The organism is Flexivirga sp. (genome assembly GCF_051955415.1).
Lineage (GTDB): Bacteria > Actinomycetota > Actinomycetes > Actinomycetales > Dermatophilaceae > Flexivirga.
The window spans coordinates 35528-57250 of sequence record NZ_JBQCGS010000057.1 but is presented as its reverse complement, the minus strand read 5'-3'; the positions used below and the strand labels follow the sequence as shown (position 1 = coordinate 57250).

Genomic DNA, 21723 nt, shown 5'->3' with positions numbered 1-21723 from the left:
TCGGGGAGGCAGCCGTCCACAAGGTCATGCCCGGTCGAGCGTCGCGAGGTCACGGACAGCGAAGCCCTGGTGCTCGAACTCTTCGTTCAGCACCGTGCGCAGACACTGCGCCACACTCCGTCCTCGGGCGTATGGCGGCCACACCCCGTCGTCGGGCACGGGCGCCGGCTGCGCCAGCTCCTCCGTCGTGCGGTCGGCCAGCCAGTCACTCAGTGCCGTCGCCTGCTGCTGCCGCACAGCCAGCACCTCCTCGAGCGTCGGGTCAGCGGCCGGGTCCAGGCCCGGCGCGGCGTCCGCCGGCACGTCGGCGATCGACAGCCCCAGCGGCGAGAACGGCTCCGTGCTCCCCAGACAGCAGCGGCTGAACCACGAGTCGTGGACGAAGACCAGGTGCCGCAGGGTCTGCAGCGTGGACCACTCTCCGCGCACCGACCTCCGCTCGATCCCCGGACATCGCCGCACGCGGTCGATGGTCGCCGCCCAGTCGTCCCGCAGCTGCCGCCAGGCGGCACGCAGGTCGGAGATCTCGTCGGAACGGATCAGCACGCGCACCGGGTGCCGCCGGTCCAGCTCTGCCTCGACGTAGGGCATCACCGCGACGCCGTTAACCGTCAGGTCGCTGATCAGCCCGTCCAGTTCAACTCCTCGGATGACGCACCCGACGAACCGGGCACCGTCGAGCACGCACTCGCGGAACTCTGCCCCGGTGAAATCACGATCGACCAAACGCTCCATCCCGCGGAGCCTATGACCGTGCTGCGACACCTGCCGGGTCAGCCGCTCCGCGTCATACGAGATCGGCCGTGAGCGCCGCGACCACATCGGCCGCCGGACCCGGCCGTGCCTGGCGCCAGCCGGTGCCCGCCCACAGGCTCACCAGCTCACGGTCCCCGGCGGCGGCGCCTGCGGCGCGCAGCGGTTTGGTCAGCTGGTTGACGATCGGATAGACCGGCACCGCGAGCGCGTCGAAGCGCTCCACGAACTCATTGCGTATGGCGCGCGCCGGGCGACCGCTGAAGGCGCGCGTGACGGTCAGCCCGGTGAGTCCCGGGTCGGTGAACCCGGCGCGGTAGGCGGCGTTCATGCCCGATTCGTCGGTGAGTAGGAACGCCGAACCGCATTGCACCGCAACGGCTCCCGCGTCGAGTGCATCCCGCACGTCGTGCGCCGACATGACACCGCCGGCGACCACGATCGGCAAGTGCACCTCGGCCCGCACCAGCGGCAACAGCTCACGCCAACCGCAGGCGTTGGGCTCCGCCGCGACGCAGTGCGTGCCGCGGTGGCCGCCGGCGTCGGTTCCTTGCAGACACAGCAGATCCGCACCGGCATCGACGGCGGCGCGCGCCTCGGCCGCATCGGTGACGGTGGCCAGCACCTGGGATCCGGCCGCGTGCAGGCGCTGCACCGCGTCCTGCGGCGGCGGACCGAAGATGAAGGAAACCACCGCGACTCGCGCGTCCACCAACACCTCGAGCTTCTCGGCGAAGTGGTCGGTCCCGTCCCAGCGCGGCTCGGGCAGCTCCACTCCGGCGGCGGATGTGATGGGTGCCAGGGCGTCGGCGTACGCGCGCAGCCGGTCGGTGTCGCGCTGCTCGTCGACGGGCGTCGGCAGGAAGAGGTTGACGCCGAACGGGCGGTCGGTGAGCCGACGCACGCGGGTGATGCCGTCGGCCAGCGCCGCGCCGGTCAGATAGCCGCCGGGGAGCAGCCCGAGACCGCCGGCGTCACTGATCGCGGCCGCGAGCTCCGGTGTGCCGGTGCCGGCCATCGGCGCGCCGATGATCGGCAGTGCGGAAAGGGACCAGTTCATCGGTGCGGCAGCTCCATTCAATGGGGGGATCATGACCACGCCTCGGCGAGGGCGCGGGCTCGGTGATCGGTCAGCGACGCGATCTGGTCGACGACGACCCGCAGTGCCGCCGCGTCGTCGGTGGCAGCTGCATGGTCCTCGGCGAAGAGCGGGTCGAGTCGATCGGGGTGCTCCTGGAAGACGGTGAAGAGCGTCTCGACGATGCGGCGCTGCTCGGCCTGCAGCGTGCGCCGGGCGTCGGTCATCATCACCCACCGCGCGGCGACGGCCTTGAGCATCACGCACTCGGCGAGCACGTCGGCAGGGATCACCACGTCTGCGGCGTATCGGGTCAGCGGGCCGTCGCCGTACTTGTCGCGGGTGGCCTGCTCGGCGGCGCCGACGAAGCGCCCGATCAGCCGGCTGGTCATGTCCTTGAGCTCGGCGACACCGTGCCTCCCCGGCCGCTGTTGCTGCGGTATGGCGCCGGAGGAGAGTAGCCGCTCGAAAGAGCCTGCCAGCTGGGCCTTGTCGAGCTGCGGGGCGTAGATGCGCCGCGCCACGTCGGCGAGGATGTCTATCTCGTCGCGGGAGCGCAGCGCCCGCACCTCGATCAGCCCGGAGGTGATGCCGTCCTCCACGTCGTGCACCGAGTAGGCGACATCGTCGGCCCAGTCCATGACCTGCGCCTCGACGCAGCGTTGCTGCCGGCGCCCGCTGGGCACAGTCGCTCGCGCCCAGCCGAAGATCTGCTCGTCCGCCGCGTAGCAGCCGAACTTGCTGGGATGGGAACGGCTTTCACCACGGAACCACGGGTACTTGCTGGCGGCGTCCAGCGAAGCGCGCGTCAGGTTGAGACCCACGGACTCGCCGTCGGCCCTGGACCGCTTGGCCTCCAGCCGGGTCAGGATGCGGAACGTCTGCGCGTTGCCCTCGAATCCGCCGATGTGGCCGCAGAGTTCGTTCAGAGCCGACTCACCGTTGTGCCCGAACGGCGGGTGGCCCAGGTCGTGCGCGAGGCAGGCGGTGTCGACCACATCGGCGTTGCAGCCGATGGCTTCGCCGAACTCGCGACCGATCTGTGCGACCTCCAGCGAATGCGTCAGCCGGTTGCGGATGAAGTCGTGGTGCGGCTGCAGCACTTGCGTCTTGGACGCCAGCCGACGCCACGCGGCCGAGTGCAGCACCCGTGCCCGGTCACGCGCGAAGTCGTCGCGGTCGGCGCGCTTCTGTGCCGGGTCCTCGCGCACGAAGCGCTGCCGGTCGTATGCCGAGTAGCTCATCGTCGGCCGATCATGCCGCGCTGCCACGGGGCAGCATGCTGCGCAGCCCCGCCCCGAGGGATCGCACCGGCCGCTCGCGGTAACCACCCATCACCAGACCGGCGTTGCGCTCGAAGACATTGCGCGATGCGAAGTCGCCGGTGCGCAGCCACGACCAGCCGAGCGCCACGGCATACAGCGGCAGGAAGGGCAGACCGCCGCAGACGACGTATTGCCAGCTGTGTTGCTCCTCGTGCGTGATCAGGTCGGCATCATTGAGGTGCAACTGATCCCAATCGTCTTTGCTGACAACGACGTTCCCGATGGTGAAGGCACCCGCCACCGGGAACCCGAGGCGGTAACCCCCTGCCAGATAGAGACCGCGGGGTCCGGTCGCAATGTGCGCCCGGCCGATCCGCGCGACGAGCAGGCCGACAGCCGTCGATCCGTTGACCCAGTTGGCGCACCACTTGACGCGGTGCGCCACCGTCATGGTCCCCGAGGCCGTCACTCTGCGGCGCCCTCGATGTTCTTCAGCAGTTCGCGGGCGAAGACCGGCAACCAGCCGCGCTGGCGCTGTGACCACGCCTGCGCGACCGGGTCGATCGGGTAGAGCACGCCGAGGTCGTCCGCGGAGGACAGCGCCAGGTCGGTGCCCTGCGCGTCCTCGACCACTCGCCATTGAAGCGCCGAATGGCGTTGCAAATATTCGCCCATCGCCATGGCGATCATCGTCAGCGTCGGCGTGGGGTCGCCCCGGTCGGCCGCGGGTGTGAGCAGCACATCGTGCACGTAGTCGTCGTAGGCCCTGCCGATCGACTCCAGGTCGTCGACATCCACCCCGGCCGCCTGCGCGTCACCGAGCCAACCGGTCAGCGCCCGCTGGGCCGACCGGTCCAGCGGCTGGACGGTGATCTCGGCGGTCATGACGCGTAACGGGCGGCGGTGCGGGCGCGGGCCTTGGCGGCCTGCTCCTCGCGGTTCTTCGGCGGCGCCGTCGTCACGAGGGAGTCGATGAGCTCGCGGCTGGCTGCGGTGATCGCGGCCACCGCCGTGTCGTAGGCGGCCTGGTTGCTCTTCGACGGCTTGGTGCTGCCGGCGATCTTGCGGACGAACTGCAGTGCGGCGGCGGCGACCTCGTCGTCGGTGGCCGGTGGTTCGAAGTTGTTCAGCGGGCGGATGTTGCGGCACATGCCTTCATTGAACCCGATGTGGGCGCGGGGGACGAGTAACGCGCGCCGGGGCCGCCGCAACTCGCGGCGCCCCCGGGGTCGTGAGCGGCCGGATAGCTCAGGCGAGCTGAGCGCGCGCCTGCGCCGCGGCCTTGGCGGCCTGCTTGGCGGCCTGGCGGCCGGCCTTGCCGCCGCGGTCGCGGACCGCCTCGGCCACCACGGGAGCGTTCTCGCGGGCGGCTTCGGCGACGGCCTCGCCGCGTTCCTTCATCGCTTCGGCCCCGACCGGCGCCTGCTCCTTGGCGACACTCGCCCAGTGTGCACCGTGCTCCTTGGCCGCTTCGGCGACATGGCCGACGGTCTCCTTCAGCGACTGCACGGTGTCCGAGCTGTCGCTGCCGCTCGGCAGCGCCGACGAGACGGCTTCGCCCGCCCGGTGGGCGGCGGCCTTGCTGCGCCATACGGCACTGGGCTTGCCCTCGGTGTCGACGGCCGCGATGAGCAGCCCGCCGAACAGGCTGACGTTCTTGAAGAAGTGGATCTGCTGCTGGGCGCGCTTGGCCGGGTCGTCCTCCTGCCAGAAGGCGTGCCCGGCCAGTGTGGTCGGCACCAGCGAGGCGGCGAGGACCGCGGAGGCCACGCGGGGGAACCTGCCGGTGGCGAGCATCAGGCCGCCGACGACGTGCACGGCTCCGTTGACGCGCACCGCGGTGGCCGGATCCGAGGGCACCAGCGAGGACAGCTGCGGGGGCAGCACCGACCGGAGCTTGTCGACCACCGGTGCAGCCGCGGGAGCGGGCCGGTCGGGGTTGCGCAGCGAATTGAACCCGGCGGTCAGGAAGATCGACGACAACATCGGGCGGGCAAGGCGACGAACAAGCACGGGTTGGCCTCCATTGATCGGTCTCGCGGCTCGGGCGCCCGTGTGCAGGCACCTGGGGACCCCACGAGCCTACCCACGCCCGGTTCGTCCATGCGTCCAGCGCCCCGTTGCGACGTCTGCCCGCGGCCAGCAGACTGCAGGTATGACGCGCCCCACGCATCCGCTGATCGTCCCGACGGCACTGGCCACCGTGCTGGACACGGTCACCGTGCTCGACACCCGGTGGCAGATGGGCCAGCAGTCGCGCCGGCCCGCATACGACGCCGGCCACCTGCCCGGTGCCGCGTGGGTCGAGTTCGAGGGGGTGATGGCGGACGCGCCCGGCGACGGTGGACGCCACCCGATGCCGCAACGTGAGGTCTTCGCCTCGGCGATGCGCGCCGCGGGAGTCGACAACGACCGGCCGGTCGTGGTCTACGACGACGGGAATTCCCTTGCTGCGAGCCGGTGTTGGTGGCTGCTGAAGTATTTCGGCAAGGAGGACGTCCAGGTCCTCGACGGCGGGTATGCCGCGTGGCAGGCGGCCGGGCTGCCGGTGTCGACGCGGGAGCCGGACATCGCCGCCGGGGACTTCTGCCCGACCGACCCGGGTGCGGCGCTGCTGGACGCCGACGGCGCCGCCGACTTCGCCACCGCCAAACTGTTGCTCGACGCCCGGCCCGCCGACCGGTTCGCCGGACAGAACGAGACGATCGATCCCGTCGCCGGGCACATTCCCGGCGCGATCTCCGTGCCGGCTCTGGCCAACGTCGACGCGGACGGTGCCTTCTTGTCCGCCGACGACCTGGCGATGCGCTTCACCGCGCTGGGCATCCGTCCCGACAGCGAGGTCGGCGTCTACTGCGGTTCAGGGGTGCAGGCGACCCACTTGGCGCTGGCGCTCGAGGCATCCGGCATCCACCCCCAGACCAGCGTCTACATCGGCTCCTGGTCGCACTGGATCACCGACGACGAGCGACCGGTGGAGGTGTAGCCGGCGACGGCCGGACGGCCACGCCCCCTGGATTCGGGCGCGGTGCGGGTCGCAGCGCGCGTACCGGCAGGATGAACACATGCCAGCTCGTGACGTCGCCCCGACAACACCGTCGCTCGAGGACCGGGTCGCCGCGGCCATGCCGCATGCTCGGCGCCTGCTCGGACACGACGTCCACCCGCCCGCCGATGCGCTGACCCGCCTGGCGGAACATCTCCCGCCGGGCACCGAATGGGACCGGTACGGCGCCGGCGGCCTGGTCGCCGACCTCGAGTCACGAGTCGGCGAACTGCTCGGCAAGCCCGCGGTGGCGTTCTTCCCGAGCGGGGTCATGGCCCAGCAGGCGGCCCTGCGCTGCTGGACCGACCGGTCGCGCTGCCGACGGGTGGCGCTGCCCGACCTGTCGCACCTGCTGCGGCACGAGCTGGACGGTCCTGCGCTGCTGCACGACCTGCGCTACGAACGACTCGGCACCGGTCGGCAACTGCCGACCGTCGCCCACCTGGACGGCATACCCGGCCCACTCGGCGCGGTGCTGCTGGAGCTTCCACTGCGGGAGGCGGGCTTCATCCTGCCGACGTTCGCCGAGCTGGCCGAGTTCAGCGCCCGCTGCCGGGAGCGCGGCGCACCGCTCCACCTGGACGGTGCACGGCTGTGGGAGTCGACGCCGCACCTGGGCGAGCCGCTGGCGGAGGTCGCCGCACTGGCCGACAGCGTCTACGTCTCGTTCTACAAAGGACTCGGTGCGTTCGCGGGGGCGGCTCTCGCCGGACCGGAGGACCTCGTGGCCGAGGCACGTCAGTGGCGTCGCCGGCTGGGCGGGACCCTCTATGGCATGACGGCCGATGCGGCATCTGCGCTCGCCGGGTTGGACGAGCACCTGGACCGGATGACCGAATACCGGGACCGCGCGGTCGAGATCGCCGCGCTGCTGGACGCACGAGGCGTGCGCGTCGTTCCGGACCCGCCGCACACGCGTGAGTTCGTCGTGTACGCACCAGGGGACCCCGACGCACTACGCGAGAAGGTGGTCCAGTTGCTGGAACGCGACCGCGTGGTGGCTGTCCGCGGCTGGTCGGCGGCCGACGTCCCGGGATGGTCGTGGGCCGAGGTGTCGGTCGGCTCGGCCACGATGCGATCGACCGCGCGCGAGGTCGCCGACGTCATCGCCTCCGTCGCCCTGGAGTGACGGTGGTCAGCCGCCGCTGCTCCACACCTCGGCGGCCGCGACGTCCCGCCGGGTGTGCTCGTCGACCGTCCGGGAGTCGAGCCAGCCCTCCGGCAGCACGACCTTGCGCTCGGAGCCGGCGCGTCCGCGCTGACCCTCGGCGGCCTCTCCCGGCCACGGCTGGTCGAGGTCGAGGCTACCGATCAGCTCGTCGAGCGACGCAAGCGATTTCACCAGGCCGAGGTTCGCCCGCAGCTGCGAGCCGACGCGGAATCCCTTGAAGTACCAGGCGATGTGCTTGCGTATGTCGCGGCAGGCCTTGTCCTCGGACTCGAAGAACTCGGCCAGGTAGACGGCGTGCAGCCGCAGCGTCTCGGCGACTTCGCGCATCGTCGGCTGCACCCGGGTCGAACCGCCGGCGAAGGCGGCCGCGAGGTCGGTGAACAGCCACGGCCGGCCCAGGCAGCCGCGCCCGACGACGACTCCGTCACAGCCGGTCTCGCGCACCATGCGCAGCGCGTCCTCCGCGGACCAGATGTCGCCGTTGCCCAGCACCGGGATGCTGGTGACCGTCTGCTTCAGCTGCGCGATCGCCTCCCACCGGGCGGTGCCGGAGTAGGCCTGCGCCGCGGTGCGGGCGTGCAGGGCCACGGCGGCCGCGCCCTCGCCCTCGGCGATGCGTCCGGCCTCCAGGAAGGTCAGGTGGTCCTCGTCGATCCCGCGGCGCATCTTGACGGTCACCGGGATGTCGTACGGCGCCGCCGCCTTCACGGCCGCGGAGACGACGCCCCGGAAGAGGTCGGTCTTCCACGGCAAGGCCGATCCCCCGCCCCTGCGGGTGACCTTCGGCACCGGGCAGCCGAAGTTGAGATCGATGTGATCACAACGGTTTTCGCTGGCCAGGAGGTGCGCCGCCCGCCCGGTGGTCTCCGGGTCGACGCTGTAGAGCTGGATCGACCGGGGCGACTCGTCCGGGTCGTGCTCGATCAGCCGCATCGTCATCGCGTTGCGCTCGACGAGCGCTCGCGAGGTGATCATCTCGCTGACGTAGAGACTGGTCGCCCCGGAGGCGCCACCCGCCGCCGCGCCGGCGTCGCCATACCGGCGGCACAGGCGGCGGAACGCCCGGTTGGTGATGCCCGCCATCGGCGCCAGCACGACCGGCGAGGCGATCGTGTGCCTGCCGATCCGGAGCGGCGGCAGGACGGGTGTCGGAGTCAGGGTGTCGGTCATCGCGTCATACATCGTCCCAGGAGTGCGGCGCCCGGCCCAAATCGCGCTTCCGACGTCCACGCGGGCAACGAGGCGGGATACTGGTCGGAATGACTACTGAGGTGAGTGACTGGGTCACGCAACTTCGCCGCCCGGACGGTTACGCCACCGGCCCCTACGTGCTGAGCGAACTCCGGCGGGTCATCGTCGCGGGCCAGATACCTCCGGGGGCGAACCTGCCGGTCGACCAGATCGGTGGGGTCTTCCAGGTCAGTCCGATCCCGGTCCGGGAAGCTCTCAAGACGCTCATCGGCGAAGGACTGGTGCGCCACCGGCCACGTGGTGGTTACACCGTGACCGTGCTCAGCGGGCCCGAGTTGCACGAGCTGTACCTCGTGCGCGGCGCCCTCGAAGCGGCGGCCATCGAGGCCGCGACCGCCGCTGCCACCGAGGAGGACGACCAGCTGGCCACCACCACGCATCGCGAGCTGATGGCTGCGATCGACGCCGACGACGTGCCGCGCTATCAGAACCTCAGTCGATCGTTCCACGAGATCCTGCTCGCGCCGTGCGGTATGCCGCGACTGCTGCACATGCTGAAACTGGTGGCCGACCTCACCGAGCCCTCGCAGGCCATGAGTCTGCTCGATGCGGCACAACGATCACAGCTGCAGACCGACCACACCCGGATGCTTGAGGCGTTTCTGCACCGTGACGGCGCACAGCTGAGCTCGGCCGCCCGCGCCCACCACAGCCGGCTGACGGCATACATCGACGAGTCACGCAATGCCTCCGGAGATATATCTGCGCCCTGACGGATATATCTTCCGGGCTCCCCACCGGGCGGGCATGCGCTCCTAGATTGCTGGCAACGCTTAGGAGGCGCGATGTCGAACACCGAACGCATAGATCAGCCCGTGGAATTCGGCCAGCACGACACGGCCGGCACGGACGTCATCGCGACCGACTGCGACCACCGGCTGTACAACTACGACATCGCGCCGTCCAAGAAGGTGGGCCGGACCTGGAGTTCGTACAACATCTTCGCGCTGTGGGCCAACGACGTGCACAGCCTGGGCAACTACACGTTCGCGATCGGACTTTTCGCTCTCGGTCTGGGCGCGTGGCAGATCCTGCTCGCGATGGGCTTCGGCTCGGTCTTCCTGCTGGTGCTGCTGACCATCTCGGGATTCGTCGGTTACAAGGTCGGCGTTCCGTTCCCGGTGATGAGCCGGATCAGTTTCGGCGTCCGCGGCGCCCACATCCCGGCACTGTTCCGCGGGGGCGTCGCCATCGCGTGGTTCGGCATCCAGACCTACCTGGCGTCCTTGGTCTGCAACATCCTGGTGCTCGCGCTGTTCCCGAGCGCGCAGTCGTTGACCGAACACCAGTTGCTCGGCCTCAACTACCTCGGCTGGATCTGTTTCGCGGTGCTGTGGGTGCTGCAAGTGATCATCGCCTGCTACGGCATCGAGATGGTGCGCAAGTTCGAGGCGTATTCCGGGCCGATCATCCTGCTCACCTTCCTCGGCATGGCCGTCGCCGTGATCGTCCAGGCCAAGGGCCACATCACCTGGGAACCCGAGCCGCTGCTGCACGGCAAGCCGTGGGCCCTGCACGGCTGGGACATGTGGCACGAGATCCTCGCCGGCGCCTCCGGGTGGGTCGCGATCTACGGCACCTTCGTGCTCAACTTCTGCGACTTCACCCGCGGCGCGAAGTCGAAGCGATCCATTGTGCTGGGCAACATCGCCGGCATCCCCGCCAACATGCTCTTCTTCGGTTGCATCGTCGTCCTGCTCGCCGGCGGCCGCTTCACCATCGACGGCTCGGTCATCGCCGGTCCCGAGGACGTCGTCCACACGTTCAACACGCCGTTCCTCGTCCTTGCCTGCCTGGCCCTGGTCATCCTCACCGTCGGCGTGAACCTGATGGCCAACTTCGTCGCGCCCGCCTACGCGCTGACGAACATCGCCCCCAAGAAGCTCGACTTCCGCAAGTCAGCGATCATCTCCGGCGTCATCGGGTTCGTGATCCTGCCCTGGAACCTCTACAACTCCCCCACCGTGATCACGTACTTCCTGGGTGGTCTGGGCGCGGTGCTCGGGCCGCTGTTCGGCATCGTGATGGCCGACTACTGGGTCCTGCGCAAGCAGCGGGTGAACGTCCCGGACCTCTACACGTTCGCACCGAGCGGCGACTACCACTACAGCAACGGGGTCAACCAGCGCGCGGTGATCGCCCTGGTGCCCTCGGCGCTGATCTCCATCGCCTTCGCCTTCTCCGGTCAGATCCATGCGCTGAACGCGCTGAGCGCATGGGGGCCGTTCTCCTGGTTCATCGCCGCCGGCATCGCGTTCGTGCTCTACCTCGTCGTGGCCGACCGGTCCCGCACGTTCCGTGAGGTCGACGGCGAGGCGATCGCCGTACAGGCCCATCACTGACCCGAACGGAGAACCGTCATGACAACGATCGTCGCCTACCAGCCCGGTGTCGTCGGACGCGAGGCGCTGCAGCTCGGTGCCTTCATCGCTCGGTCCACCCGGTCGAAGCTGCTGGTCACGATGGTGCTGCCGACCCCCTCGGCACCTTCGGTGGCGCGCGTCGACTTCCAGTACACCAGCCTGTTGCGTCAGCAGCTCTTCACCGAGCTGGAGGAGGCCAAGGGTGACACCCCGGACGACGTCGACGCGGAGTTCCGCATCCAGGACGCCCGGTCGGTCCCCAGCGGCCTGGTGGAGGTGGCCGAGGCGGAGGACGCCGGCCTCATCGTCGTCGGCAACTCCTCCCGGGGCGCGTTCGGACGGGTCAGCCTCGGCAGCGTCACCAACCACCTGGTGCATTCGAGTCCGGTCCCGATCGCGCTGGCACCGCGCGGGTTCCACAGCCACGATCCCGCCCGGATCCGGCGGCTCGACGTCGCCTACGGCGGTCTCGCCGGCACGTCGGGCCTGGTCCTGGCCGCGGCCGGCATGGCCGCGGAGATGGGCGCAGCGCTTCGCCTGACGTCATTCTCGTTGCGTTCACGCAGCCTCACGACGGATCTCATCGCGGAGGACGAGTTGCGGTCGGCGGTCACCACCGACGTGCAGAGCAGCGCCGACCGTGCGCTGACCGAGGTGCAGGCTCTGCCGCACCCTCCCGAGATCGGCGCAACCGCAATCGGTTTCGGGGAGGACTGGGCCGACGCGATCGCGGATGTGGGCTGGGATGCCGGCGACACCTTGGTCGTCGGCTCGAGCGACATGGGCCCGGGGCGCCGGGTGTTCCTCGGATCGACCGGGATGCGGATCGTGCACGAGTCGCCGGTGCCGGTCATCATCCTGCCCGGTGACGCGGTCCCGACACTCGTCGAACGAGCCGAGAGCGACCGGCCGGGAGGGGACCGATGAAGATCCTCGTCGTCAACGTCAACACGACCGAGACCATGACCAAGTCGATCGGTGAGGCCGCCCGGGCCGCGGCCGCACCCGGCACCGAGATCATCCCGCTGACGCCCTACTTCGGCGCCGAGTCCTGCGAGGGAAACGTCGAGAGCTACCTGGCGGCCGTCGCGGTCATGGAGCGGGTCATGGCGTATGACGGCGCGTTCGACGCCGTCATACAGGCCGGTTACGGCGAGCACGGCCGCGAAGGGCTCCAGGAGCTCCTGGACGTGCCGGTCGTGGACATCACCGAGGCCGCGGCGTCCACCGCGCAGTTCCTCGGCCACCGGTACAGCGTCGTCACGACCCTGGACCGGACCGTCCCGCTCATTGAGGACCGGCTGCTGCTGGCCGGCCTGGACCGCCGGCTGGCGTCGGTCCGTTCGTCCGGGATGGCCGTGCTGGAGCTGGAGACCGAGCCCGAGCGCGCCGTCGAGGCGATCGTGCGGGAGTGCGAGCTCGCGGTCTCCGAGGACCGCGCCGAGGTCATCTGCCTGGGCTGCGGCGGCATGGCCGATCTCGAGGCGACGGTCCGGGAGCGCACCGGCGTGCCGATCGTCGACGGCGTGAGCGCTGCCGTCACCATCGCCGAGGGCCTCCACCGGCTCGGTCTGCGGACCTCGAAGGTGCGCACCTATGCGACGCCCCGTCCCAAGCAGATCACCGGCTGGCCGATCTCCCGGAGCTGAGGACGAACCACCTGTCCACGCCAGCCGCAGCGGTGAAGCTGCCGTGCTCACTTACCCAGCCGACAGCCCACGACGAAGTGAACGCACGACAAGCCGACCGGCGTCGCCACGACGACCGGGTCGGCCGCAGGGTATGGCGAACTCGTGAGCCTTACCCTCCGGCCGACCTGCGAGGAGTGGCGACAAAAGTCACAGTTACAACCAGCCGTTGCTCTCGGCGATCTGCGCCGCTTCCGCGCGGGTGCGAGCACCGGTTTTGCCGATCACCGCCGACAGATGGTTGCGGACGGTGCCCTCCGAGAGGAAGAGCACGCCGGCGATGTCGGCGACCGTGCCACCACCGCGCGCCGCGCGCAGTACGTCGGTCTCGCGTGCGGTCAGCGGCGACTCCCCCGCGATCAGGCTGTCGGTCGCGAGCGCCGGGTCGACCACGCGCAGGCCTTGGTGGACGCGGCGCACGGCGTCGGCGAGCTCACGGGCCGGTGTGTCCTTGACGACGAAACCGGCTGCGCCTGCTTGCAGTCCGCGCCGCAGGTAGCCCGGCCTGCCGAAGGTCGTCACGATGAGCACCCGGGCTTCCGGCACCGCGGCGCGCAGCTCGGCGGTCGCGGTGATGCCGTCCGTGCCAGGCATCTCGACATCCATCAGGACGACGTCGGGACGCGTCTCACGCGCCGCGGCGACGACGTCGCTGCCGTCACCGACCTCGCTCACGACCGTCAGGTCGTGCTCCAGCTCCAGCAGTGCGGCGAGTGCCCCTCGCACCAGCGCCTGGTCGTCCGCGAGCATCACCTTGATCGTCATACGTGGTCTCCGCGAGGTGTCGGAAGAGTGGGTCGGGGCGCACGTCGTGGGATGCTCACGCCATTGCCTCGCCCGACGATCGCCCGACTGTATGGCGCCACGGCGCGTCCTCGCCCGCGGCCCCCGTGTCGAGCGGGGCGGCCGAGGCGGCGGCGACCGTGACGGAGAAGCCGTGGGGTTCGACGGCAGTGGTGATGAGCACAGCGCCCGCGGCAAGGGCTCGCTCCCGCAGGCCCGACAACCCGTTGCCGTCGCCGCGGCGATCACCGCTGCCGGCTCCGACACCGTCGTCGCACACGGTGATGGACGAAGGCGTGACGGTGATGGTGCAGCGCGAGGCCTTGCTGTGCCGGAGCACATTGGTGACGCACTCGCGCACGGTCCAGGCGAACGGCTCGACCAGATCCGCCGGCACCTGGTCGAGTGCGGTGGGGGTGCTGGCAGTGATGCCGGCGGCGGCGAGTGCCTCCTTGGCGCGCGCGAGTTCACCGGACAACGAGATCTCCCGGTAGCCCTCGACGGCGCGGCGCACGTCGGCCAGCGCGGTGCGCGACAGGCGCTCCAGATCGGCAACCTCGGCACGCGCCCGCTCGTCGGCGCCGGCGTCCATCAGCCGGCCGGCCAGCTCCGCCTTCACGGTGATGACCGTCAGCGAATGGCCCAGGATGTCGTGCAGGTCGCGCGCCATCCGGTTGCGTTCCTGTTGCACCATCAGCTCGGCGTTGACCTGCCGGGACTCACGCAACTGGTGCTGGCGTCGCCCGGCCACCATGCCGACCGTGATGGCCACCGCGCCGAAGCCCAGACCGACGAAACTGCTGGGATCCGAATGCCACCCGGGCAGGTTCCACAACAGGATGTAGGCCACCGCCGCCGAGATGACGGTGATCCAGCCCCAGAGCAACGGCAGGGTCCACAGTCCGGAGAGCGCGAAGAAGATGATCGCGGCGATGCCGTCCTGGCCGACGGCGACCACGCAGACGATGGCGAGCATCCCGAGCGCGAGGTAGCGGATCACGTCCCGCGGGCGGGCCTGGTAGCCCCACGGATAGGACAGCCGGAAGAACGCCGCCCGGCAGGCGTAGAAGTGCCACAAGTAGACCGCGCAGAACACCGGCACCGCCACGACGCCGACCATGCCGCCGACCGTGTCGAGGTGCCGCAGCGCGTCGATCAGCGGCTGCAACATCCAGAACAGCCACACGCCCGCCCAGAAGAGCATGATGAGCCGATTACTGACCGGCTCGTCCCGCTGCGCCCGCTCGCAGGCGGCAGCCGACGCGGGAGAGGCCTGCCGCGTCGGTTGCTTGTTGTCGTCCATCGCCGTCAGTCTGCCATTCCCGGGGTCACACGCGGCTGGTGTCGCGGCGGAAGCGCCATACGGCACCGACGAAGAAGACGCCGATCCAGAGCACGCCGCTGACAACCCACATCGGGTCGAACGACCCGCCGATCATCGGGTAACGGGCGATCTGCGACAGCCCCCACATCGGGGTGAACGACGCGACGGTGCGCATGGTGTCGCTCATCACCGCCAGGGGGTAGAAGATCCCGCCGGCGAAGGCGAGCAGCGAGATGCCGGGCCCGAGGATCTGCATGGCGTTCTCCGAGGGCACCAGGTAGCCGACGAAGAGGCCGAGGGAGGCGAAGAGACTGCCGCCCAGCCAGGTCAGCAGCAGGCTGACCGGCCATGCACCGGTGGCCATCGAGGCGCCGGTCGAGGCACCGATCACGAACACCACGATCACCGGCAGCGCGGCCGCGATCATCGCGGTGACCACCTTGACGGCGATGTATGCCGGCCCCGACAGCGGCGTGAGGCGCAGTTGCCGGCTCCAGCCCTGTGCTCGCTCCACCGCGACGCCGGCACCGATCGCGCAGGAGGCGGCCAGGGCGCCGTACAGGGCGAAGCTGATCATCTCGTAGGCCTTCGGGTCGAAGTCCGTGCCGGGCCACTTGCCCGATTGCGGCACACCGAAGGCGACGTAGAACACCAGCGGCAGCAACAGGGTGAAGATCAGCGTGCGCTTGTTGCGCAGCACCCGCACCAGCTCGATCCGCAGCAGGCGGCTGTTGAAGCCGCCGTGGGCGGGCACCTTGCGTTCCAGGTCGATGCGCTCGGTGGTGGGGATCGCCTGCAGCGCTGTGTATTCGGTCATCGGTCAGGCTCCTTGCCGGTCGTGGTGCTGGTCGTGCTCGTCGGGCTCGCCGGTCAGGGCGATGAAGGCGTCCTCCAGGCCGCGGGCGGTGATCTCCACGTCGCGGGCGTTGGTGTGGGCGAACAAGTAGCGGGCGACGGCGTCGCTGTCCTTGGAATGCAGGGAGACCGAATCACCCTGCACTTCCACGGAATCCACACCTGGTATGGCGGCCAGCTGCTGATCGCTGAGGCCGCTCATCGTGGCCCGGACGATGCGACCGGTCGCCATCGCCTTGATCTGGGCGCCGGTGCCGTCGGCCACGATCTGTCCCTTGCGGACCAGGACGATCCGGTCGGCATACTGATCTGCCTCCTCCAGGTAATGCGTGGCGAACAGCACGGTCCGGCCGCGTTGTGCGTCCTGGCGGATGGCGGACCAGAAGTCGCGGCGCCCGGTGACGTCCATGCCGGTGGTCGGTTCGTCCAGCACCACCAGGGCCGGGTCGGACACCAGCGCCATCGCGAAGCGGAGGCGCTGCTGCTGACCGCCGGAGCACTTGTGCACCCGCCGGTCGCCGATGTCGGCGATGCCGGCTCGTGCGAGGCACTCCTCGACCGACCGGGTCTGGACGAAGAGGCTGGCGGTCAGGTCGACGGTCTCGCGGACGGTGAGATCCTTCAGCAGACCACCGGTCTGCATGACCGCCGCCACCAGACCGCGGCCGATGGCGTCCCGCGGATCCATGCCGAAGACGCGCGCGCTTCCGGCGTCCGGCGTGGACAGGCCCAGCATCATGTCGATGGTGGTGGTCTTGCCGGCGCCGTTCGGGCCGAGGAAGGCGACGATCTCACCTTGCTCGACGGTGAGGTCCAGACCGCGCACGGCGTGCACCGCGCCGAAACTCTTCTCCAGGCCGACGAGTTCGATCGCCGGCGCCCCCTGCGGATCCGGGGCGGTCATGGCTCCCGGCTGCTGTGTCGTCATCATGTCCTGCACTCTGCCGTGCCCGGCCCGTGCGCTCCCCTGCCGCGCATCACGACGTCCCCATGACATCGGTCATGGGCGGCTCGCACCGGGAGTCGTCCGGGCGGCTGTCATCAGCCACTGGGCGCGGCGGATATCCTGGAGGGGATGTCTGCTTCCTCCCGTCCGACCGTCAGTGCGTCGCCGTTCCGTGTCCGTGTCGAGCACGCCAGCGACCCGTTGCTGCAGGGGATCGCGCGCGCTCCGCGTGCCCTGCCGGCGCTCGTCGTCCTGCTGTTGCTGGTGATCGGCGCGGTCTTCCGCGGCCTGGTCGGCACGGTCTGCTTCGGGCTGTGCGCCGTGCTCGTCGCCTGGCTGCTCTACCTGGCCTGGCCGCGGATCCAGCCGATCGAGCGGATGATGCGGTGCTCGGTGCTGCTGCTCGCGGTGGCACTGGCCATTGTCAGCGCCGGGTTGTGAACGCGGTGGGTGGCAAGCAGCCGACACGGCGCACCACGCGCCAGCAGACCGCCGTCGCCGACCAGCTGCGCAACCAGGAGGACTTCGTCTCCGCGCAGGAGTTGCACTCCGCGCTGCGGGACAGCGGCGAATCCGTCGGTCTCGCAACGGTGTACCGCGTGCTGCAGACGATGGCCGCCGATGGCGAACTGGATGTGCTCCGGGCACCGGATGGCGAGTCGATCTACCGCCGCTGCAGCACCGGGCACCATCACCACCTCGTATGCCGCCGTTGTGGCCGGGCCGTCGAGGTCGAGGGTCCGCAGGTGGAGCGCTGGGCCGCCGCCGTCAGTGCCTAACACGGTTTCACCGAGGTCGAGCACACCGTGGAGATCTTCGGTATCTGCGCGGAGTGCTCCGCGCAGGGCTGATCACGATCCCGGTTGGCCCATGCCCGGCGGGAGCGATACCGCACCACTGGGCTGGGCCCACTCGGCGGCGTGCGCTGAGCGCGTCATACGTCCGGCGCACTTGGTGCATGAAACGGTCCGACTCGATCCGAAAACCGATGAGCGGGATGCGCAGCACCTGCTCTCCCGCTGCTACTCGATCGTTGTGCCGAAGCGCATCGTCGACCGGGTTCAGCGCGAGCACGTGATGCCCACCGTCGATCTCCACCACCAGACCCACGACATCCCGTGAGACATCCAGGTAGACGCGGCCACCCGGTCCGAACCGCACCGCCTGATGGGTGGGCGGCGGTAGGCCGTAGCGACGCGCCATACGGGAGAAATCGAGTTCTCCGAGTGAATGTGCGCCATCGGTCACATCGGTGATCACCGCATCGAGGAATTGTCGTCGGCTCGTGCGGCGGACGCCGCGCCAGGCCATCTGCAACCGCGGTGGGCTGGTCAATCGCTGCTGGATCGGCAGGCAGATCAGCAGTGCCGCCTGCCGGTCGCTGACCGCCCACTGCGCCGCGTGGATCATCGCGGGTTCGACGGCCACCCGCGGGATGCCGGCAGCGACGATCGGTGATGGATCGTCGACGCGGTGCAGCCGAACGTCCGAGACCGCGTGGTGCCGGTTGCGGGACGGCATCGTCACATCGATGGTGACGGCCGTGAAACCGGTGAGTCCGGCCGCACGCAGTGCACTCGCGCCATCCAGTCGTGCTCCGGCGCCGCTCTCCCAGACCGCGCGCCAGTGTTTCCCGTCCTCCGTCAGCACCGCTGTGTCGATCACGACCGTATGGCGCCCGGCGCGGAACCAGCGCCCGGCGGTGATCTCGTCGCGAACGGCGAACCGCCCGATACCGTGCTCGCCCAGCTCCCGACGATGCACCACACCGCCATGGTCGGCCGCAAGCTTCCTGGCAAGGTCCCCCGCGCCGCGCCGCGCGGGCTCACGGGCGTTCGACTGCGAGCTGCGTCCGCACCGGTCATCTGCCGATCCCGGCGGAATCATGGCATTTCCCGCCGAACGACTGTGGACAACCGGACTCGCCCAATTTCGCCTATGCCAGAGGTGAGCTATTGCTCACCCCTGGCATGGGACAACTGGTGGGTCAGGCCTTGGCGGCGTCGATCGCCCCGCCGAAGCGCCGGTCCCGCTCGGCGTAGATCTGGATGGCGCGCCACAGGTCGCGCCGGTCGAAGTCGGGCCACAGCGTGTCCAGGAAGACCATCTCGGCATACGCCGACTCCCAGAGCATGAAGTTGCTGGTGCGCTGCTCCCCGGACGAGCGCACGAAGAGGTCGACGTCGGGCATGTCCGGCCAGGCGAGGTTGCGCGCGATCGTCTTCTCGTTGATCGAGGACGGCTTGAGCTTGCCCGCCTGCACCTGTTCGGCGATCCGGCGGGTGGCATCGGCGATCTCGGCGCGGCCGCCGTAGTTGACACACATCTGCAGCGTCATCACCGTGTTGCCGGCGGTGATCTCCTCGGCGCGCTGCAGCTCCTTGAGCACCGAACGCCACAGGCGCGGCCGTTGCCCGGACCAGCGGCAGCGCACCCCCCAGGAGTGCAGCAGGTCGACGCGACGCCGGATGACGTCGCGGTTGAAGCCCATCAGGAAGCGCACCTCGTCGGGTGAGCGACGCCAGTTCTCGGTCGAGAACATGTATGCCGACAGGTTCTTCACGCCCGCCTCGATGCAGCCGGCGATGACGTCGATCAGCTGCGCCTCGCCGGCCTCGTGGCCCTTGGTGCGCGGCAGGCCGCGCTGGTTGGCCCACCGCCCGTTGCCGTCCATCACCATCGCGATGTGCTGTGGCACCAGCTCGGCGGGTATGACGGGGGGCGTCGCGCCACTCGGGTGCGGCGGCGGGGCAACGGTCATCGGGTCGATTCCAGCTGCGAGGTGCGGTCCACGAGACGCAACGATCTCACGCCGCGTTCGAGGTGCCATTGCACGTAGGCGGCCACCAGTCCGCTGGCTTCCTTCCGGGCGCCGGGGCTGCTGGCGTCGGCGACCTGCCATCCGCCGGTGAGCAGTGCGGCCAGCAGCGCGAACGTCTCCGGGTGCGGGGCGGAGCTGCCCGGGGTACGACACGAGTAGCAGACCGCGCCGCCGGAGGCGAGGTTGAAGGCCCGGTGCGGTCCGGCCGCTCCGCACCCTGCGCAATCGACGAAGCTGGGCGCCCAGCCGGCGATCGCGACCGCGCGCAGCAGATAGGAATCGAGCACCAGGCCCGGGTCGTGCTCGCGATGTGCCAGCGACGCCAGCGCGCCCGCGAGCAGGTTGAACTGCTGCGGAACGGCCTCGCGTTCCTCGATCAGCCGCTCGGCCGTCTCGAGCATGGCGGTCGCCGCGGTGAAGGCGCCGTAGTCATGGACCAGCCGCTCGCCATACGGCGCGATGATCTCGGCCTGGGTGACGGTGTCGAGTGAACGGCCTTCGTAACATTGCAGATCGACGATCATGCCCGGCTCGAGACGCGCCCCGAACTTCGACTTGGTGCGACGCACTCCCTTGGCGACGGCCCGGATCTCGCCGCGACCGCGCGTGAGCATGGTGACGATGCGGTCGGTCTCCCCCAGCTTGTGGGTGCGCAGCACGATGCCGACGTCGCGATAAGTGGCCATGACGTGCCCATTGTCCCTGACGGCGGGCGGGTCGTCGCACTGCCACGCGGCGAACGGCGAGAAGTGACGACGGTCGCGACCTCCTCGGCCGTACGCTGCCCTCATGCCTCGTTCACGGTATGACGCCCTCGTCGTCGGCGGCGGCCACAACGGCTTGACCGCCGCGGCCTATCTGGCACGGGCCGGCCGGTCCATCCTGTTGCTGGAACGCCAGGACCATCTCGGCGGGGCGTCGGTGTCGGCCGATGCATTCCCGGGCATGGGCGCCCACCTGTCGCGCTACTCCTACCTGGTGAGCCTGCTGCCGCGGCAGATCATCGACGACCTGGGCTTGCGGATCTCGTTGAAGCGCAGGCGTTACGCGTCATACACGCCGGTGCCGGGCGGCGACACGGGACTGCTGGTCGACCACGGCGACCCGGCCGTGACGGCGGCCTCGTTCGCGGCGGTCGGCGCGCGCGAGGACGTCACGGGCTGGGACGACTTCTACGCCCGAGCGGGCCGTATGGCGCAGGCCGTCTGGCCGGCGATGACCGAGCCCCTGCGGCGGCGCTCGGAGGTCGTGGCGGCGATCGGCGATGACGCGATCGTGCGTGACTTCCTCGACCGCCCGCTCGGCGAAGCCATCGAGAGCGCGGTGCAGGACGACCTGGTCCGCGGAGTGATCCTCACCGACGGCCTCATCTCGACCTTCGCCGGCGCGCACGACACCGACCTGCAGCAGAACATCTGCTTCCTCTACCACGTGATCGGCGGCGGCAGCGGCGACTGGGACGTGCCGGTGGGCGGCATGGGTGCGGTCTCCGGCGCGCTCGAACAGGCGGCGCGGGAGGCCGGCGCCGAGTTGCGCACCGGCTGCGAGGTCACCGAGGTGCAGGACGGCACCGTTCGCTGGCGGGACCGGGACGACGAGGCCGTCGCCGACGCCGATCTCGTGCTCTGGGCCGCGGCGCCGGCGGTCCTCGACACACTGCAGGGCCGCACGCCGTCGCCGGCGGAAGGCGCGCAGGTCAAGGTCAATCTCCTGCTGAGTCGCCTGCCGAAATTGCGGGAGGCCGGTGTCGATCCGGCCGCGGCATTCGGCGGGACCTTCCACATCAACGAGACCTACACAGGCCTCGAAACCGCTTACCAGCAGGCACTTTCCGGGCAAGTCCCGTCCCCGATGCCTGCTGAGATCTACTGTCACTCGCTCACCGATCCGACGATCCTGTCACCGCAGTTGCAGGAGTCCGGGGCACACACGCTGACCGTCTTCTCCCTGCAGACACCCGACCGGTTGCTGTCCGGCGGGGACGCCGAACGGGCACGGCTGGAGCGCGCGGTGCTCGACTCGTTGTCCAGCGTGCTCGCCGAACCGATCGACGACGTCGTGCTGACCGACCGCGACGGGCGCCCGTGCGTCGAGACCAAGACCACCCGTGACCTGCAGGACACCTTGCGGATGACCGGCGGCAACATCTTCCATGGACCACTCTCCTGGCCATGGGCGACCGACGACGAGCCGTTGGACACTCCGGCACAGCGCTGGGGCGTGACGACGCCGTCGGAGCGGATCTTGTTGGCCGGCGCCGGTTCCCGCCGCGGTGGCGGAGTCAGTGGTCTCGGCGGCTACCACGCGGCGAGGGCCGCCTCGGAGTTGCTCGACCGGTAGACATCAATTCGAACATGTGTCTACTCTGGTCCTTGTGAA

Annotated in this window: 23 protein-coding genes and 1 pseudogene; 9 read left to right on the top strand and 15 right to left on the bottom strand. The window is 69.8% G+C overall.

The window, feature by feature from the left end:
- Positions 1-24: 24 nt before the first annotated feature.
- The 7 genes from ACTHL4_RS09785 to ACTHL4_RS09755 all read right to left on the bottom strand — a co-directional run bounded on the left by ACTHL4_RS09785 (position 25) and on the right by ACTHL4_RS09755 (position 5109).
- A complete protein-coding gene (locus ACTHL4_RS09785; RefSeq protein ID WP_440282567.1) occupies positions 25-735 on the bottom strand; it encodes a DinB family protein in 711 nt (236 codons plus the stop codon).
- A 52-nt stretch (positions 736-787) separates the two neighbouring features.
- A complete protein-coding gene (locus ACTHL4_RS09780; RefSeq protein ID WP_440282566.1) occupies positions 788-1813 on the bottom strand; it encodes a nitronate monooxygenase in 1026 nt (341 codons plus the stop codon).
- Between the two features lie 29 nt (positions 1814-1842).
- On the bottom strand, positions 1843-3102 hold the full coding sequence (locus ACTHL4_RS09775; RefSeq protein ID WP_440282565.1) for a deoxyguanosinetriphosphate triphosphohydrolase: 1260 nt from the start codon (positions 3100-3102) through the stop codon (positions 1843-1845).
- On the bottom strand, positions 3086-3547 hold the full coding sequence (locus tag ACTHL4_RS09770; protein WP_440282564.1) for a hypothetical protein: 462 nt from the start codon (positions 3545-3547) through the stop codon (positions 3086-3088). The genes ACTHL4_RS09775 and ACTHL4_RS09770 overlap by 17 nt, the downstream gene beginning before the upstream one ends.
- Before the next feature lie 14 nt (positions 3548-3561).
- Positions 3562-3981: a DUF3806 domain-containing protein gene (locus tag ACTHL4_RS09765; protein ID WP_440282563.1), complete on the bottom strand. Its 420-nt coding sequence runs from the start codon at positions 3979-3981 to the stop codon at positions 3562-3564.
- Positions 3978-4247: a DUF2277 domain-containing protein gene (locus ACTHL4_RS09760; RefSeq protein WP_440282562.1), complete on the bottom strand. Its 270-nt coding sequence runs from the start codon at positions 4245-4247 to the stop codon at positions 3978-3980. The genes ACTHL4_RS09765 and ACTHL4_RS09760 overlap by 4 nt, the downstream gene beginning before the upstream one ends.
- A gap of 97 nt (positions 4248-4344) precedes the next feature.
- On the bottom strand, positions 4345-5109 hold the full coding sequence (locus ACTHL4_RS09755) for a DoxX family protein (protein WP_440282561.1): 765 nt from the start codon (positions 5107-5109) through the stop codon (positions 4345-4347).
- Between the two features lie 142 nt (positions 5110-5251).
- Here ACTHL4_RS09755 and ACTHL4_RS09750 point away from each other — a divergent pair, with 142 nt between their 5' ends.
- Positions 5252-6082, top strand: a complete 831-nt coding sequence (locus ACTHL4_RS09750; RefSeq protein WP_440282560.1) for a sulfurtransferase — start codon at positions 5252-5254, stop codon at positions 6080-6082.
- 79 nt (positions 6083-6161) lie between these two features.
- Entirely contained in the window at positions 6162-7271 is a 1110-nt protein-coding gene (locus ACTHL4_RS09745) for a threonine aldolase family protein (RefSeq protein ID WP_440282559.1), read from the top strand.
- A gap of 6 nt (positions 7272-7277) precedes the next feature.
- Here the strand turns inward: ACTHL4_RS09745 and dusB are convergent, their stop codons facing one another.
- Entirely contained in the window at positions 7278-8483 is a 1206-nt protein-coding gene (gene dusB, locus ACTHL4_RS09740) for a tRNA dihydrouridine synthase DusB (protein WP_440282558.1), read from the bottom strand.
- Positions 8484-8572: 89 nt separating this feature from the next.
- On the opposite strand from dusB, the gene ACTHL4_RS09735 reads away from it, so the two are divergent.
- The 4 genes from ACTHL4_RS09735 (at position 8573) to ACTHL4_RS09720 (ending at position 12576) form a co-directional block, all read left to right on the top strand.
- A complete protein-coding gene (locus ACTHL4_RS09735; protein WP_440282557.1) occupies positions 8573-9277 on the top strand; it encodes a GntR family transcriptional regulator in 705 nt (234 codons plus the stop codon).
- A 72-nt stretch (positions 9278-9349) separates the two neighbouring features.
- Positions 9350-10906: an NCS1 family nucleobase:cation symporter-1 gene (locus tag ACTHL4_RS09730; RefSeq protein WP_440282556.1), complete on the top strand. Its 1557-nt coding sequence runs from the start codon at positions 9350-9352 to the stop codon at positions 10904-10906.
- An 18-nt stretch (positions 10907-10924) separates the two neighbouring features.
- Positions 10925-11854 (top strand): universal stress protein, encoded by a 930-nt coding sequence (locus ACTHL4_RS09725; RefSeq protein WP_440282555.1) that lies wholly within the window; start codon positions 10925-10927, stop codon positions 11852-11854.
- On the top strand, positions 11851-12576 hold the full coding sequence (locus ACTHL4_RS09720) for an aspartate/glutamate racemase family protein (protein ID WP_440282554.1): 726 nt from the start codon (positions 11851-11853) through the stop codon (positions 12574-12576). The genes ACTHL4_RS09725 and ACTHL4_RS09720 overlap by 4 nt, the downstream gene beginning before the upstream one ends.
- Positions 12577-12771: 195 nt before the next feature.
- Here ACTHL4_RS09720 and ACTHL4_RS09715 read toward each other — a convergent pair whose 3' ends face one another.
- From ACTHL4_RS09715 to ACTHL4_RS09700, 4 genes are read right to left on the bottom strand one after another with little or no spacing between them, the layout of a single operon-like run.
- A complete protein-coding gene (locus ACTHL4_RS09715) occupies positions 12772-13380 on the bottom strand; it encodes a response regulator (RefSeq protein WP_440282553.1) in 609 nt (202 codons plus the stop codon).
- A gap of 55 nt (positions 13381-13435) precedes the next feature.
- On the bottom strand, positions 13436-14701 hold the full coding sequence (locus ACTHL4_RS09710) for a sensor histidine kinase (protein WP_440282552.1): 1266 nt from the start codon (positions 14699-14701) through the stop codon (positions 13436-13438).
- A gap of 25 nt (positions 14702-14726) precedes the next feature.
- The gene (locus ACTHL4_RS09705) at positions 14727-15539 is read right to left on the bottom strand and encodes an ABC transporter permease (protein WP_440282551.1); all 813 of its coding nucleotides are present in this window, start codon (positions 15537-15539) and stop codon (positions 14727-14729) included.
- Between the two features lie 3 nt (positions 15540-15542).
- Positions 15543-16508 carry an ABC transporter ATP-binding protein gene (locus ACTHL4_RS09700; protein ID WP_440282550.1) on the bottom strand — a complete coding sequence of 322 codons (966 nt, stop codon included), beginning with the start codon at positions 16506-16508 and terminating at the stop codon, positions 15543-15545.
- Between the two features lie 144 nt (positions 16509-16652).
- Between ACTHL4_RS09700 and ACTHL4_RS09695 the strand changes: the two genes are divergently transcribed.
- Complete coding sequence (locus ACTHL4_RS09695; RefSeq protein WP_440282549.1) at positions 16653-16964, top strand: DUF6703 family protein; 312 nt, start codon at positions 16653-16655, stop codon at positions 16962-16964.
- Positions 16961-17374: pseudogene (locus ACTHL4_RS09690) on the top strand (Fur family transcriptional regulator). The gene ACTHL4_RS09695 and the pseudogene ACTHL4_RS09690 overlap by 4 nt, the downstream one beginning before the upstream one ends.
- Here ACTHL4_RS09690 and ACTHL4_RS09685 read toward each other — a convergent pair.
- The 3 genes from ACTHL4_RS09685 to recO all read right to left on the bottom strand — a co-directional run bounded on the left by ACTHL4_RS09685 (position 17310) and on the right by recO (position 20030).
- Positions 17310-18290 (bottom strand): hypothetical protein, encoded by a 981-nt coding sequence (locus ACTHL4_RS09685; protein WP_440282548.1) that lies wholly within the window; start codon positions 18288-18290, stop codon positions 17310-17312. The pseudogene ACTHL4_RS09690 and the gene ACTHL4_RS09685 sit on opposite strands and share 65 nt — an antisense overlap.
- Positions 18291-18510: 220 nt before the next feature.
- Entirely contained in the window at positions 18511-19284 is a 774-nt protein-coding gene (locus ACTHL4_RS09680) for an isoprenyl transferase (RefSeq protein ID WP_440282547.1), read from the bottom strand.
- Positions 19281-20030, bottom strand: a complete 750-nt coding sequence (gene recO, locus ACTHL4_RS09675; RefSeq protein WP_440282546.1) for a DNA repair protein RecO — start codon at positions 20028-20030, stop codon at positions 19281-19283. Before recO ends, ACTHL4_RS09680 begins: the two co-directional genes overlap by 4 nt.
- A gap of 103 nt (positions 20031-20133) precedes the next feature.
- On the opposite strand from recO, the gene ACTHL4_RS09670 reads away from it, so the two are divergent.
- Positions 20134-21684, top strand: a complete 1551-nt coding sequence (locus ACTHL4_RS09670) for a phytoene desaturase family protein (protein ID WP_440282545.1) — start codon at positions 20134-20136, stop codon at positions 21682-21684.
- Positions 21685-21723 lie beyond the last annotated feature (39 nt).

Excerpts from the sequence above, each read along its gene's own strand:
- ACTHL4_RS09785 (WP_440282567.1), bottom strand. The coding sequence starts at position 735 with ATGGAGCGTTTGGTCGATCGTGATTTCACCGGGGCAGAGTTCCGCGAG.
- ACTHL4_RS09780 (WP_440282566.1), bottom strand. The coding sequence starts at position 1,813 with ATGAACTGGTCCCTTTCCGCACTGCCGATCATCGGCGCGCCGATGGCC.
- ACTHL4_RS09770 (WP_440282564.1), bottom strand. The coding sequence starts at position 3,547 with ATGACGGTGGCGCACCGCGTCAAGTGGTGCGCCAACTGGGTCAACGGA.
- ACTHL4_RS09765 (WP_440282563.1), bottom strand. The coding sequence starts at position 3,981 with ATGACCGCCGAGATCACCGTCCAGCCGCTGGACCGGTCGGCCCAGCGG.
- ACTHL4_RS09760 (WP_440282562.1), bottom strand. The coding sequence starts at position 4,247 with ATGTGCCGCAACATCCGCCCGCTGAACAACTTCGAACCACCGGCCACC.
- ACTHL4_RS09750 (WP_440282560.1), top strand. The coding sequence starts at position 5,252 with ATGACGCGCCCCACGCATCCGCTGATCGTCCCGACGGCACTGGCCACC.
- ACTHL4_RS09745 (WP_440282559.1), top strand. The coding sequence starts at position 6,162 with ATGCCAGCTCGTGACGTCGCCCCGACAACACCGTCGCTCGAGGACCGG.
- dusB (WP_440282558.1), bottom strand. The coding sequence starts at position 8,483 with ATGACCGACACCCTGACTCCGACACCCGTCCTGCCGCCGCTCCGGATC.
- ACTHL4_RS09735 (WP_440282557.1), top strand. The coding sequence starts at position 8,573 with ATGACTACTGAGGTGAGTGACTGGGTCACGCAACTTCGCCGCCCGGAC.
- ACTHL4_RS09730 (WP_440282556.1), top strand. The coding sequence starts at position 9,350 with ATGTCGAACACCGAACGCATAGATCAGCCCGTGGAATTCGGCCAGCAC.
- ACTHL4_RS09725 (WP_440282555.1), top strand. The coding sequence starts at position 10,925 with ATGACAACGATCGTCGCCTACCAGCCCGGTGTCGTCGGACGCGAGGCG.
- ACTHL4_RS09720 (WP_440282554.1), top strand. The coding sequence starts at position 11,851 with ATGAAGATCCTCGTCGTCAACGTCAACACGACCGAGACCATGACCAAG.
- ACTHL4_RS09715 (WP_440282553.1), bottom strand. The coding sequence starts at position 13,380 with ATGACGATCAAGGTGATGCTCGCGGACGACCAGGCGCTGGTGCGAGGG.
- ACTHL4_RS09710 (WP_440282552.1), bottom strand. The coding sequence starts at position 14,701 with ATGGACGACAACAAGCAACCGACGCGGCAGGCCTCTCCCGCGTCGGCT.
- ACTHL4_RS09705 (WP_440282551.1), bottom strand. The coding sequence starts at position 15,539 with ATGACCGAATACACAGCGCTGCAGGCGATCCCCACCACCGAGCGCATC.
- ACTHL4_RS09700 (WP_440282550.1), bottom strand. The coding sequence starts at position 16,508 with ATGATGACGACACAGCAGCCGGGAGCCATGACCGCCCCGGATCCGCAG.
- ACTHL4_RS09695 (WP_440282549.1), top strand. The coding sequence starts at position 16,653 with ATGTCTGCTTCCTCCCGTCCGACCGTCAGTGCGTCGCCGTTCCGTGTC.
- ACTHL4_RS09680 (WP_440282547.1), bottom strand. The coding sequence starts at position 19,284 with ATGACCGTTGCCCCGCCGCCGCACCCGAGTGGCGCGACGCCCCCCGTC.
- recO (WP_440282546.1), bottom strand. The coding sequence starts at position 20,030 with ATGGCCACTTATCGCGACGTCGGCATCGTGCTGCGCACCCACAAGCTG.
- ACTHL4_RS09670 (WP_440282545.1), top strand. The coding sequence starts at position 20,134 with ATGCCTCGTTCACGGTATGACGCCCTCGTCGTCGGCGGCGGCCACAAC.